The following is a 12,118-nucleotide window of genomic DNA, read 5'->3' as shown; positions in this document are numbered from 1 at the left end:
CTCGATGGGGGCTTTTGCCCCCATTTTTGTTGGCTGACCTTATGAACGAAACGCAATCTCTTAGCCTCACCCAGGCCTGGCTGGAAAGCCTGCGACCGAAAACATTACCGCTGGCTTTCGCCGCGATTGTCGTTGGCACAGTGCTGGCCTGGTGGCAGGGCTATTTTGATCCGCTGGTGGCGGTGCTCGCACTTATCACCGCCGGATTGCTGCAAATCCTCTCCAACCTCGCCAATGATTACGGCGATGCGGTCAAAGGCAGCGATAAACCGGATCGCATTGGTCCGTTGCGCGGCATGCAAAAAGGCGCCATTTCCCTTGCGCAGATGAAGCGCGCGCTGATGATTGTCATCGTGCTGAGTTGTATCTCGGGGCTGCTGCTGGTAACCGCGGCGACACAAACGATGGCGGATTTCATCGGTTTCCTTGCGCTCGGTGTGCTGTCGATTATTGCCGCCATTACCTACACCGTCGGTAAGCGTCCATACGGTTATCTTGGCCTTGGCGATATCTCCGTGCTGCTTTTCTTCGGCTGGATAAGCGTAATGGGTAGCTGGTATTTGCAGACGCATATGCTGATCCCGGCCGTTATTCTGCCCGCAACCGCCTGTGGTCTGCTGGCGACGGCGGTATTGAATATCAACAATCTGCGCGATATCGAAAGCGATCGCGAAAACGGCAAAAATACGCTGGTCGTGCGATTAGGGCCGATTAATGCACGCCGTTACCACGCCGGTCTGCTGGTTGGCGCGCTGTTATGCCTTGCGCTGTTTAACCTGTTTTCGCTGCAAAGCCTGTGGGGCTGGCTGTTTGTGCTGGCTGCGCCGCTGCTTATCAAACAGGCGCGCTTTGTACTGCGCGAGCTTGACCCGCGCGCCATGCCGCCGATGCTGGAACGCACGGTAAAAGGTGCATTGTTAACTAATCTCTTGTTTGTATTAGGAATAATCCTCAGTCAAACGCATCTTTAACTGATAAATGTCAACGAACAATTGATGATTTTGCCAACAGCGCGTGATGCGCGATATACTGACGGTTCTCGCAGCAACTGAACGCTAATCCTATGAAATACGATACTTCTGAGCTTTGTGATATTTACCAGGAAGAGATCAACGTCGTGGAACCGCTGTTCTCCAATTTTGGCGGACGGTCGTCGTTTGGCGGACAAATCATCACGGTGAAATGTTTCGAGGATAACGGGTTGCTGTACGATCTGCTCGAACAAAACGGCCGTGGTCGCGTCCTGCTGGTCGACGGCGGTGGTTCAATGCGTCGTGCGTTAATCGACGCGGATCTCGCCCGCACTGCGGTGCAAAACGAGTGGGAAGGAATTGTAGTCTATGGCTCAGTACGCCAGGTAGACGATCTTGAAGAGCTGGATATTGGGATTCAGGCAATTGCCGCCATTCCGGTTGGTGCAGCGGGTGAAGGTATCGGCGAAAGCGACGTACGTGTCAATTTCGGCGGCGTGACCTTCTTCTCCGGCGACCATCTTTATGCCGATAGCACTGGCATTATCCTTTCCGAAGATCCCCTCGATATCGAGTAAAAAAAGGGCACCTGACGGTGCCCTTTTTCTTTTTGCCGGATGGCGCTTCACTTATCCGACATCGCCGTACTTTCCCTGCCAATTTCGCGCTGTAGCTAAGCCCGTTTCTCCGGCAACGCCGTTACCGGGGTAAATACGCGCAGCCAGTGCCGCGACAGCACGAAAAGCGTAATCAGACTTCTTCCATACGCCCCAGCAGCGCCTGCAAGCGCTCCTGCCAGCCGTGCTGCTGCTCTCTCAGCTGGTGGTTTTCACGCTCCAGCTCTTCACGGCTCTGCTGAGCAGACTGTACGTCCTGCGCCAGGCTATTGTTTTTCTCTTTCAGCTCTTCGATTTCCATCTGCAGCAGCGTGATGGTATCAATCGCCTGCTGCACCTTCGCTTCCAGTTTTTCAAACACTTCTAATGACATTGTCATACCTCTCCTGAGTTGCAAGGCGCTGATGGATATACACTTAATATCTTCGCGTTGCAGGTGCGTCGCCGCTTTCCTGCAACCCGAATGATGCGTGTCTTTAAAAATCCCCGTCCCGAAAATCGGCGACGCCTTATGATATTGAGCGGATCTCGCTTGTCCCCGATTGTATGAAGCCCACCAGCCCCTGTCCAGCGCAGAGCCGCGCTGTTTGCGCTTTGCAACACTTTTCGTCCTCATCCTGGTGCAACGCGCACGCCTACCACTAAATTGTTAAGGCCTGGGTTACAAAAATGATTCAGCTCACATTTCGCTATGGTGCAAAAACGCGCTTCAGCGCTCGAAAACGCTCATTTTATTGACGCAGTACACACATTTTAATTTCGATATTTCTCGTTTTTGCTCGTTAACGATAAATTAACACTATGTCTACACGACATCATGGGGGAGCGATCGCCCGTGCTAACAATAACCATTACTCTTTTGCAGGATCCGATTATGAGTCAGACATCAACCTTAAAAGGCCAGTGCATCGCCGAGTTTCTCGGTACCGGGTTGTTGATTTTCTTCGGTGTCGGCTGTGTCGCGGCGTTGAAAGTGGCTGGCGCCACCTTCGGCCAATGGGAAATCAGTATCATCTGGGGTTTGGGTGTGGCGATGGCCATCTACCTGACCGCAGGGGTTTCCGGCGCACATCTGAACCCGGCTGTGACTATTGCATTATGGCTCTTCGCTAGTTTTGATGGGCGCAAAGTTGTTCCCTTCATCATTTCTCAGTTTGCCGGCGCGTTTTGCGCGGCTGCACTTGTTTACGGGCTTTACTACAATCTTTTCCTCGATTTCGAACACACGCACAATATGGTGCGCGGCAGTGTTGAAAGTCTTGATCTGGCTGGTATTTTCTCTACCTACCCGAACCCGCACATCAACTTTGCACAGGCCTTCGCCGTTGAAATGGTGATTACCGCTGTGCTGATGGGCGTCATCATGGCGTTGGGTGATGACGGTAATGGTATTCCGCGCGGCCCGCTGGCACCCTTGCTCATCGGCCTGCTGATTGCCGTCATTGGCGCCTCAATGGGCCCACTGACCGGATTCGCCATGAACCCGGCGCGTGACCTTGGACCGAAAACGTTCGCCTGGCTTGCTGGCTGGGGCAATGTTGCCTTTACCGGCGGCAAAGATATTCCCTACTTCCTCGTCCCGCTGTTCGGGCCGATCGTAGGCGCGGCGCTCGGCGCATTCGGTTATCGTAAACTGATTGGTCGCCATCTGCCGTCTGGAACCAGTGAGGCGGCAGAAGAAAAAGGCACCGCCTCCACGACTCAACAAAAAGCTTCGCTGTAATGTGACTACGGGAACATAACCATGACTGACAAAAAATATATCGTTGCGCTCGACCAGGGCACTACCAGCTCCCGCGCCGTCGTGATGGATCATGACGCCAACATCATCAGCGTCTCACAGCGCGAGTTTGAACAAATTTATCCGAAGCCAGGCTGGGTCGAGCACGACCCGATGGAGATCTGGGCATCGCAGAGCTCAACGCTGGTCGAAGTGTTAGCGAAAGCGGATATCAATTCCGACGAGATCGCCGCTATCGGTATCACTAACCAGCGTGAAACCGCGATCGTCTGGGAACGTGAAACCGGCAAGCCGATTTACAACGCGATTGTCTGGCAGTGCCGCCGCACCGCCGATATTTGCGAAAAACTGAAGCGCGACGGCATGGAAGAGTATGTGCGCAACGCCACGGGTCTGGTGGTTGACCCGTATTTTTCTGGCACCAAAGTGAAATGGATCCTCGACCACGTTGAAGGCTCTCGCGAACGTGCGAAACGCGGCGAATTGCTGTTCGGTACTGTTGATACCTGGCTTATCTGGAAAATGACCCAGGGCCGCGTTCACGTGACGGATTACACCAACGCCTCACGTACCATGCTGTTCAACATCCACGAGCTGGACTGGGATGACAAAATGCTGGAGGCGCTGGATATTCCACGCGCCATGCTGCCGGAAGTACGTAAATCGTCTGAAGTTTACGGCCAGACCAACATTGGTGGTAAAGGCGGTACACGTATTCCTATCGCCGGGATCGCGGGCGACCAGCAGGCGGCGCTGTTTGGCCAGCTGTGCGTGAAAGAAGGGATGGCGAAAAACACCTATGGTACCGGCTGCTTTATGCTGATGAACACCGGCGAAAAAGCGGTGAAATCTGAGCATGGACTGCTGACCACCATCGGCTGCGGCCCGAAAGGTGAAGTGAACTACGCGCTGGAAGGTGCGGTGTTTATGGCGGGCGCATCCATTCAGTGGCTGCGCGACGAGATGAAACTTATCAGCGATGCCTTCGACTCTGAATACTTCGCTACCAAAGTGAAAGACACCAATGGTGTGTACGTGGTGCCGGCCTTTACCGGTCTGGGCGCACCGTACTGGGACCCGTATGCGCGCGGTGCTATTTTCGGTCTGACCCGTGGCGTCAACGCGAACCACATCATCCGCGCTACGCTTGAGTCTATCGCCTTCCAGACACGCGATGTACTGGAAGCGATGCAGGCGGATTCCGGCATTCGTTTACACGCGCTGCGCGTGGATGGTGGCGCAGTTGCCAACAACTTCCTGATGCAGTTCCAGTCTGACATTCTCGGCACACGCGTAGAACGTCCGGAAGTACGTGAAGTTACGGCGCTGGGTGCGGCGTACCTTGCGGGTCTTGCGGTTGGTTTCTGGCAGAATCTGGATGAGCTGCAGGAAAAAGCGGTTATCGAACGTGAATTCCGTCCGGGTATCGAAACCACCGAGCGTAACTTCCGCTACGACGGCTGGAAAAAAGCCGTCAAACGCGCGATGGCGTGGGAAGAGCGTGACGAGTAATTAACCTCAACCTTGCCCTCTCTCCCCGGAGAGAGGGCTGCTCTACCAACCCTCCTCTTCTCGCTGTGATAAACTTCGCTCAATTTCTTTCACTATAGAGTTTGTTATGAGACGAGAACTTGCCATCGAATTCTCCCGCGTGACCGAAGCCGCAGCGCTGGCTGGCTACAAATGGCTGGGGCGTGGCGATAAAAACATCGCAGATGGCGCGGCGGTTAACGCTATGCGCATCATGCTCAACAATGTCGACATTGACGGCACCATCGTGATTGGCGAAGGCGAGATCGACGAAGCGCCGATGCTGTTTATTGGTGAAAAAGTCGGCACTGGTAAAGGCGATGCGGTCGATATTGCCGTTGACCCGATCGAAGGGACGCGCATGACGGCGATGGGCCAGGCCAACGCGCTGGCGGTGCTGGCGGTCGGCGATAAAGGCTGTTTCCTGAATGCGCCGGACATGTACATGGAGAAACTGATTGTTGGTCCTGGTGCGAAAGGCGCTATCGATCTCAATCTGCCATTGGCTGATAACCTGCGCAATGTCGCTGCTGCGCTCGGCAAACCGCTGAGTGAACTGACGGTCACTATTCTGGCTAAACCGCGCCACGACGCGACTATTGCCGAGATGCAGGCGCTGGGCGTACGTGTTTTCGCGATTCCCGATGGCGACGTTGCCGCGTCGATCCTCACTTGCATGCCGGATAGCGAAGTGGATGTTCTGTATGGCATTGGCGGCGCGCCGGAAGGCGTGGTTTCCGCAGCGGTCATCCGCGCGCTTGATGGCGATATGCAGGGCCGTCTACTGGCGCGTCATCAGGTGAAAGGCGACAACGAAGAGAATCGTCACATTGGCGAATACGAATTAAAACGCTGCCGCGGCATGGGCATTGAAGCGGGCAATGTGCTGCGTCTGGATGAAATGGCGCGCAGCGACAATGTTATTTTCGCCGCTACCGGCATTACCAAAGGCGACCTGCTGGACGGCATCACCCGTAAAGGCAATATTGCCACCACCGAAACGCTGCTGATCCGCGGCAAGTCGCGCACCATTCGCCGTATTAAGTCTATTCACTACCTGGATCGCAAAGACCCGGAAGTGCAACGTCATATACTGTAAGGGTATTTGTTCAATTGAGCTTTCCGGCCTTCGCGGGCTGGAAATCTCACCCGACAGACATGAAGATAAGGCAACGCTACAGAACAGGAGAAAACCATGGCGGACTGGGTAACAGGAAAAGTCACAAAGGTGCAGTTCTGGACCGATGCGCTATTCAGCCTCACCGTTCATGCCCCCGTTCACCCCTTCACTGCCGGACAATTCGCCAAGCTCGGGCTGGAAATTGACGGCGAGCGCGTCCAGCGCGCCTACTCCTACGTGAACGCCCCGAGTAACCCCGATCTGGAGTTCTATCTCGTTACCGTGCCGGAAGGGAAACTTAGCCCGCGCCTGGCCGCACTCCAGCCGGGAGACGAGGTGTTACTGGTGAGCGAAGCGGCGGGCTTCTTCGTGCTGGAAGAAGTGCCGGACTGCGACACCTTGTGGATGCTGGCAACCGGCACCGCGATTGGGCCGTACTTGTCGATGTTGCAGGAAGGCAAAGATCTGGAGCGTTTCAAAAACCTGGTGCTGGTACATGCGGTGCGTTACGCGGCGGATTTAAGTTATTTGCCGCTGATGCTGGAGCTGCAAAAGCGCTACGAAGGGAAGCTTAAGATCCAGACGGTGGTTAGCCGGGAGACACTTTCCGGTTCGCTGACCGGGCGCGTTCCGGCGCTGATTGAAAGCGGTGCGCTGGAAGAGGCAGTCGGGCTGCCGATGACAGCGGAGACCAGCCATGTGATGCTGTGCGGCAACCCGCAGATGGTGCGCGATACCACACAGTTACTGAAAGATACCCGACAGATGGCGAAACATCTGCGCCGCCGCCCCGGGCATATCACCGCCGAACACTACTGGTGATCAGCGGTACTTCACATCCAGCGTCTCTTTGCCGTACTTATTTTCCCCCTGGGTGCCCACAAATGCGCCCAGGTCGATAACCATCATGACGATAATCACCACCGGGATCAGACGTCCCACCGTCCACTCCAGCGTACCGCCCAGCACTTGCCAGTTACCCGAAAGCAGCATCCACGCCAGCACCATCAGCAAGCCCCACGCCCCGTGACGCCCCCGGTCATGCAGACGTTTTACCATCACGCAGGTTGTCGGCCAGATCAGACACACAAGGATAAATGCCGCCATCTGAAAATCGAGCATGCCGCCGTTGGCGAGCGTGAACAGCACCGTCATACTCAACACCCACAGGATCACCCAGACCCAAAAATCGCGACGCCCAATGCGCCCTTTAAAAGAGAACAACCACTGCTGTATACCCATGTAAGGTTCCTTATTATCGTAGTGCCGCGTAGTTTACCCTGGCGGCGGGAGTTTTTGACAAGCCAGCCCGATATCGTTTTAATCGTGAGCAAACTCAACAGAGGGCGATGTGAATGAAAGCATGGCGTTATCCCATTTGGCTGCTCTTTTCCGCGCTGGTTTTCAGCATACCGGCTCATGCAGAAGAGCCGTCGACCGCCACCACTGCGCCCTATTTATTGCCGGGCGCGCCGACATTTGATCAGTCGATTAGTCAGTTTCGTGAGAAATTCAACACCGATAACCCGACGCTGGCGCTCAGTGAATTTCGCGCGGTAGATAGCCGGGGCGATCAGGCGAACCTGACGCGCGCAGCCACGAAAATCAATGATTACCTCTACGCCTCGACGGCGCTGGAGCGCGGTACGCTGAAAATCAAATCGATGCAGATAACCTGGTTGCCGGTGCAAGGTCCGGAGCAAAAAGCGGCGAAAGCAAAAGCTCAGGAGTATATGGCGGCGTTTATCCGCGCCTTTTCACCTACGTTAACTGCCGCACAAAGTACGCAAAAGCTGCAAAAGTTGCTGACTAACGGCAAAAACAAACCTTACTACGCCGAAACGGAAGGCGCGATTCGCTATGTGGTAGCTGACAACGGTGAAAAAGGGCTGACCTTCGCTGTTGAACCGATTAAGCTGACGCTATCTGATTCGCTGGAAGAGAACAATAAATGACAAAAAGCAAAGCCTTTCAGGGGATGAATCTCTATACTGTTTCACAGACCATGCTGCCCTGAGGGGCGGCCATATTCCTTAATTCGCCAAGCGCGTGGAGAGTAAAAATGCGACATCCTTTAGTGATGGGTAACTGGAAACTGAACGGCAGCCGCCACATGGTAAACGAACTGGTTGCAAACCTGCGTACCGAGCTGGCTGGCGTAACGGGTTGTGCTGTCTCAATCGCTCCGCCGGAAATGTACCTCGATCTGGCCAAACACGCCGCTGACGGCAGCCACATTGTACTGGGCGCGCAAAACGTTGACGTTAACCTGTCTGGCGCATTCACCGGCGAAACCTCTGCCGAAATGCTGAAAGATATTGGCGCGAAATACATCATCATCGGCCACTCTGAGCGCCGTACTTACCACAAAGAATCCGACGAGTTGATCGCGAAGAAATTCGCAGTGCTGAAAGCGCAGGGTCTGACGCCGGTTCTGTGCATCGGTGAAACCGAAGCAGAAAACGAAGCCGGTAAAACCGAAGAAGTATGCGCACGTCAGATCGACGCCGTGCTGAAAACGCAGGGTGCTGCGGCATTCGAAGGCGCGGTAATTGCCTACGAACCAGTTTGGGCTATCGGTACCGGCAAATCCGCGACCCCGGCACAGGCGCAGGCTGTTCACAAATTTATCCGTGACCACATTGCTAAAGCCGACGCGAAAGTGGCTGAACAAGTGATCATTCAGTACGGCGGTTCCGTTAACGCAGGCAACGCAGCTGAACTGTTCACCCAGCCGGATATCGACGGCGCACTGGTTGGCGGCGCATCCCTGAAAGCTGACGCTTTTGCGGTGATCGTTAAAGCGGCAGAAGCTGCAAAACAGGCGTAATTCTGTTTACCCTCTCCCGGCCAGGGAGAGGGTTTTACCTCACAATTTCCCCAGCACGCTAAACCACGCGTAATCCAGCGGTAACAACACCAGATATGTCACCACCGCCAGCGCCAGACAGAGCAGCATCCCCGATCTCGCCGGGACTTTGCCGAGCGCCATCGCCACCACAATTGGCGACGCCTGATACGGCAACAGCGGCGTGGAATATCCCAGCACCTGAATCATGATCACTGACAGCAACGGGAAACCGGTGGCGTCGGCAAAACTTTGTGCAAGCGTAGTAAACAGCGCCGGTACGCCGTTAGCGGTCATAATAAAATTCAGGGCGGTGGTAATGCAGGTCAGCGCCAGGAAACTGGTGAACGGCCGCGCCGGATCGAGCGGCATCACATGCAGCAGCGCATCACCGACGGCGCTACCGATCCCGGTTTGCGTCACCGTAATCGCCAGGCCAAGAATTCCCGCCACATAGATACAGGTGCGAATATTCACGCCGCTGGAAAATTCATCACCCGTGATAAACCCCACGCGCGGAAGCAGCGTCACGCAGGCGGCAGCTAGCCCCGTCCACGCAGGCCCGATGCCGTGCCAGCTTTCGGTAACCCACAACGTCAGCACTACTGCCAACATCCACGCCAGCCGTTTTTCATCCCGGCTCATCGGTTCAGAAGGGGCTTGCTCGCGGGGCGCACGTGGCTGACCGGGAAAAAGCCAGCAAATCAGGCCAATCAAGATCAGCCCTTTTAAAATGCCAAGCACCGGCGTATGCAGCAGCAGATAAGGCACATAGTTAAGATGAATGCCGTAAGAACCTTCTGCCGCGCCGCTCATCACCAGGTTTGGTACGTTAGCGGGCAAAATGGTTGCCGATAACTGGAAAGTGCCAAAACCGACCGCCAGCGCCAGCCCGTACCACGAACGAGTGCCTTCGTGAATACCCGCGCGCGCCGCCATTGCCGCGACGATCGGCATCAACAGCGCAATGCGCCCCATGTTCGAAGGCATCACCAACGCCAGTGCGTAACTGAGCAGTACGACGCTTGCGACCATTTGCAGCCATGAGTCGGTCAGCTTTGCCGATAACGCTCTCGCCGCCCGATCCGCCAGCCCGGTTTTGCGTATTGCCACACCGAGCACAAAACCGCTGAACACCAGCCAGAAGGCCGATGAAGCGAAACCGCCAAAAATGACCTCCGGCGGAGCAATTTTCGCCACCATCGCCGCCGTAAAAAACAGCAGCGCGGTGATAAATTCCGGCAATAACGAGGTGGCCCACAGCACGATAGTGATACCGACAATGACAGAGGGAAGGAACAGAGGGTGAGAAAGCCAGAGCGACATGCCTGTCTCCTGTAGTTTTTTTCAGCAAGTCTACGGTGACAGGCAGGCGGAGTAAACGTGAATTATGGTGGGGTTATTTCAGGATATCGCATTGATGATCCTGAATTTCCTCTGCCGATGCACGGTTAAGCGCTAACAAGTTACGCTCGGTTGCCAGCAAGACAAACGAGCCATCAGCCTGCTGCGCCAATGCCAGCGCGAAGCGGCCCATATGCGCTTTTGCTTCCGGCACTTCTTCAGCCAGCATCAAAAACGGGCTGCGTTGCACCAACTCCGTTTCCGTCACGCGGCGCGCTAAATATTGATGACCGAGCAGGCCGCCCGGAAATGCCAGCCACTGGCTGCTGATACGTGCGGCATTGTCATTCAGTTGCGTGCGCACATCAGGGCGCAGGCAGGAGATATGAATATGAAAATGATTCTGTGTGCGCCCGGAGCGTGAATTAATGGTTAAGGATATGGCGTTGTCCGGCACCGTGCTGCCACGCAGTTTGCTCATCACATCGCGGGATTGCCACGCCTGCCAGAAGAAGTTGGGCGTTGTCGGTTGCAGCAGCAACGGGCTTTCCGTGCCGTTGATGCGGTACGTTGGCATCAGCAAAAACTGCAGCGGCCCATTGCGATCTTTCATCAGCACATAGCCGCCTTTCAGGTTCACCTGGGCGCAGGGTTTTGGCGAGTTATGCTCACGCAGGTTCGGTAAACATTGTTCGGTGACAATATGGCGCAGCGCATCCGGGTTACCGCTGTTTTTAAACCACAACCACGCTCCCGCCGCTGCCAGTAAGGCCAGCACCAACAGAACAATGACGACGCGACGCACTGTTTTCATTTTTTCCGCTTCCTTTGCTGAAAGAACCGGAATGATAGCGCAAATTGCCCGGCAAGTTGAAAATCCTGGATTTTACGCAGACAGAAAAGAAGACGCCCTCTTATGAGGGCGTTTGGGAAGATTAACGTTTACTGATTTGGTCGAACGTACCGCCGTTGGAGAAGTGCTCTTTTTGCGCCTTAGTCCAGCCACCGAACACATCATCAATGGTGAAGAGTTTCAGTTTCGGGAACGCGCTGGCGTATTTCGCCGCCACCTGCGCATCACGCGGGCGATAGAAGTTCTTCGCGGCGATTTCCTGACCTTCCGGCGAGTAGAGATATTTCAGGTAGGCTTCCGCTACTTTCTCAGTGCCTTTCTTCTCTGCCACTTTGTCGACAACGGAGACGGTCGGCTCTGCGAGAATAGATTCGCTCGGGGTGACAATTTCAAATTTGTCTTTGCCCAGTTCGTTGGTTGCCAGCAGCGCTTCGTTTTCCCACGCAATCAGTACATCACCGATACCGCGCTCAACGAAAGTATTGGTCGCACCGCGCGCACCGGAATCCAGCACTTCTACATTTTTAAACAGCGCTTTGACGAACTCCTGCGCTTTTGCCTGATCGCCGCCGTTCTGATGCAGTGCATAACCCCAGGCCGCGAGATAGTTCCAGCGCGCACCACCGGAGCTTTTCGGGTTCGGCGTGATCACCGAAACGCCCGGTTTAATCAGGTCGTTCCAGTCATGAATCTGTTTCGGATTGCCTTTACGCACCAGGAAAACGATGGTCGAGGTGTACGGAGCGGAGTTGTCCGGCAGGCGTTTGATCCAGTTTTTATCGATACGGCCACGTTCTGCAATAGCGTCAACATCGTAGGCCAGCGCCAGGGTTACCACATCGGCGTCGATACCGTTGATAACCGATGTTGCCTGTTTGCCAGAACCGCCATGGGACTGACGAATCACAACGTTGTCGCCAGTCTCTTGTTTCCAGTGCGCGCTAAAAGCTTTGTTGTATTGCTCATACAGCTCGCGCGTTGGATCGTAAGAGACGTTTAATAACTGGATATCCTTTGCCAGAACGCTGGTGGAAGCCAGCAGTAATGTAATCCCCAAGCCCCATTTATTCATCGCCCGCTCTCTTAAAGTTATC

At 54.9% G+C, this 12,118-nt stretch carries 13 protein-coding genes; 8 read left to right on the top strand and 5 right to left on the bottom strand.

The features are described 5' to 3' along the window. Positions 1–41 precede the first annotated feature (41 nt). Positions 42–971 (top strand): 1,4-dihydroxy-2-naphthoate polyprenyltransferase, encoded by a 930-nt coding sequence (menA, locus tag M8Q36_RS06480; RefSeq protein ID WP_020455957.1) that lies wholly within the window; start codon positions 42–44, stop codon positions 969–971. A gap of 92 nt (positions 972–1,063) precedes the next feature. Further along, a complete protein-coding gene (rraA, locus tag M8Q36_RS06475; RefSeq protein WP_020455956.1) occupies positions 1,064–1,549 on the top strand; it encodes a ribonuclease E activity regulator RraA in 486 nt (161 codons plus the stop codon). 172 nt (positions 1,550–1,721) lie between these two features. Here the strand turns inward: rraA and zapB are convergent, their stop codons facing one another. After that, a complete protein-coding gene (gene zapB / locus M8Q36_RS06470) occupies positions 1,722–1,967 on the bottom strand; it encodes a septal ring assembly protein ZapB (RefSeq protein WP_086873298.1) in 246 nt (81 codons plus the stop codon). A 495-nt stretch (positions 1,968–2,462) separates the two neighbouring features. Here zapB and M8Q36_RS06465 point away from each other — a divergent pair, with 495 nt between their 5' ends. The 4 genes from M8Q36_RS06465 to fpr all read left to right on the top strand — a co-directional run bounded on the left by M8Q36_RS06465 (position 2,463) and on the right by fpr (position 6,801). Continuing rightward, positions 2,463–3,311, top strand: a complete 849-nt coding sequence (locus tag M8Q36_RS06465; protein ID WP_097407363.1) for an MIP/aquaporin family protein — start codon at positions 2,463–2,465, stop codon at positions 3,309–3,311. A gap of 21 nt (positions 3,312–3,332) precedes the next feature. Next, on the top strand, positions 3,333–4,841 hold the full coding sequence (glpK, locus tag M8Q36_RS06460; protein ID WP_020455954.1) for a glycerol kinase GlpK: 1,509 nt from the start codon (positions 3,333–3,335) through the stop codon (positions 4,839–4,841). Between the two features lie 106 nt (positions 4,842–4,947). Further along, positions 4,948–5,958 (top strand): class II fructose-bisphosphatase, encoded by a 1,011-nt coding sequence (gene glpX, locus M8Q36_RS06455; protein WP_249880381.1) that lies wholly within the window; start codon positions 4,948–4,950, stop codon positions 5,956–5,958. A 96-nt stretch (positions 5,959–6,054) separates the two neighbouring features. Continuing rightward, a complete protein-coding gene (gene fpr / locus M8Q36_RS06450; protein ID WP_249880380.1) occupies positions 6,055–6,801 on the top strand; it encodes a ferredoxin--NADP(+) reductase in 747 nt (248 codons plus the stop codon). Here fpr and M8Q36_RS06445 read toward each other — a convergent pair whose 3' ends face one another. Continuing rightward, on the bottom strand, positions 6,802–7,221 hold the full coding sequence (locus tag M8Q36_RS06445; protein WP_249880379.1) for a DUF805 domain-containing protein: 420 nt from the start codon (positions 7,219–7,221) through the stop codon (positions 6,802–6,804). It lies immediately after the preceding gene. Positions 7,222–7,334: 113 nt separating this feature from the next. On the opposite strand from M8Q36_RS06445, the gene M8Q36_RS06440 reads away from it, so the two are divergent. Then, the gene (locus tag M8Q36_RS06440) at positions 7,335–7,934 is read left to right on the top strand and encodes a YiiQ family protein (RefSeq protein WP_020455951.1); all 600 of its coding nucleotides are present in this window, start codon (positions 7,335–7,337) and stop codon (positions 7,932–7,934) included. Positions 7,935–8,041: 107 nt separating this feature from the next. Then, the gene (tpiA, locus tag M8Q36_RS06435; RefSeq protein ID WP_017459647.1) at positions 8,042–8,809 is read left to right on the top strand and encodes a triose-phosphate isomerase; all 768 of its coding nucleotides are present in this window, start codon (positions 8,042–8,044) and stop codon (positions 8,807–8,809) included. A gap of 39 nt (positions 8,810–8,848) precedes the next feature. On the opposite strand, the gene M8Q36_RS06430 is transcribed toward tpiA, so the two are convergent. The 3 genes from M8Q36_RS06430 to M8Q36_RS06420 form a co-directional block, all read right to left on the bottom strand. Beyond that, entirely contained in the window at positions 8,849–10,153 is a 1,305-nt protein-coding gene (locus M8Q36_RS06430) for an SLC13 family permease (protein WP_249880378.1), read from the bottom strand. Between the two features lie 73 nt (positions 10,154–10,226). Then, positions 10,227–10,985, bottom strand: coding sequence for a CDP-diacylglycerol diphosphatase (locus M8Q36_RS06425; RefSeq protein WP_249880377.1), 759 nt, complete (start codon positions 10,983–10,985; stop codon positions 10,227–10,229). A gap of 121 nt (positions 10,986–11,106) precedes the next feature. After that, a complete protein-coding gene (locus M8Q36_RS06420; RefSeq protein ID WP_020455947.1) occupies positions 11,107–12,096 on the bottom strand; it encodes a sulfate ABC transporter substrate-binding protein in 990 nt (329 codons plus the stop codon). Positions 12,097–12,118 lie beyond the last annotated feature (22 nt).

Origin of the sequence: Kosakonia sp. R1.Fl (genome assembly GCF_023516815.1) — a bacterium.
In the GTDB taxonomy this organism is placed as follows: Bacteria; Pseudomonadota; Gammaproteobacteria; order Enterobacterales; family Enterobacteriaceae; genus Kosakonia.
The sequence above is the reverse complement of the archived record's forward strand: the minus strand, read 5'-3'. Positions and strand labels throughout refer to the sequence as shown.

Excerpts from the sequence above, each read along its gene's own strand:
- M8Q36_RS06445 (WP_249880379.1), bottom strand. The coding sequence starts at position 7,221 with ATGGGTATACAGCAGTGGTTGTTCTCTTTTAAAGGGCGCATTGGGCGT.
- glpX (WP_249880381.1), top strand. The coding sequence starts at position 4,948 with ATGAGACGAGAACTTGCCATCGAATTCTCCCGCGTGACCGAAGCCGCA.
- M8Q36_RS06420 (WP_020455947.1), bottom strand. The coding sequence starts at position 12,096 with ATGAATAAATGGGGCTTGGGGATTACATTACTGCTGGCTTCCACCAGC.
- rraA (WP_020455956.1), top strand. The coding sequence starts at position 1,064 with ATGAAATACGATACTTCTGAGCTTTGTGATATTTACCAGGAAGAGATC.
- menA (WP_020455957.1), top strand. The coding sequence starts at position 42 with ATGAACGAAACGCAATCTCTTAGCCTCACCCAGGCCTGGCTGGAAAGC.
- fpr (WP_249880380.1), top strand. The coding sequence starts at position 6,055 with ATGGCGGACTGGGTAACAGGAAAAGTCACAAAGGTGCAGTTCTGGACC.
- M8Q36_RS06440 (WP_020455951.1), top strand. The coding sequence starts at position 7,335 with ATGAAAGCATGGCGTTATCCCATTTGGCTGCTCTTTTCCGCGCTGGTT.
- M8Q36_RS06425 (WP_249880377.1), bottom strand. The coding sequence starts at position 10,985 with ATGAAAACAGTGCGTCGCGTCGTCATTGTTCTGTTGGTGCTGGCCTTA.
- tpiA (WP_017459647.1), top strand. The coding sequence starts at position 8,042 with ATGCGACATCCTTTAGTGATGGGTAACTGGAAACTGAACGGCAGCCGC.
- M8Q36_RS06430 (WP_249880378.1), bottom strand. The coding sequence starts at position 10,153 with ATGTCGCTCTGGCTTTCTCACCCTCTGTTCCTTCCCTCTGTCATTGTC.
- M8Q36_RS06465 (WP_097407363.1), top strand. The coding sequence starts at position 2,463 with ATGAGTCAGACATCAACCTTAAAAGGCCAGTGCATCGCCGAGTTTCTC.
- zapB (WP_086873298.1), bottom strand. The coding sequence starts at position 1,967 with ATGACAATGTCATTAGAAGTGTTTGAAAAACTGGAAGCGAAGGTGCAG.
- glpK (WP_020455954.1), top strand. The coding sequence starts at position 3,333 with ATGACTGACAAAAAATATATCGTTGCGCTCGACCAGGGCACTACCAGC.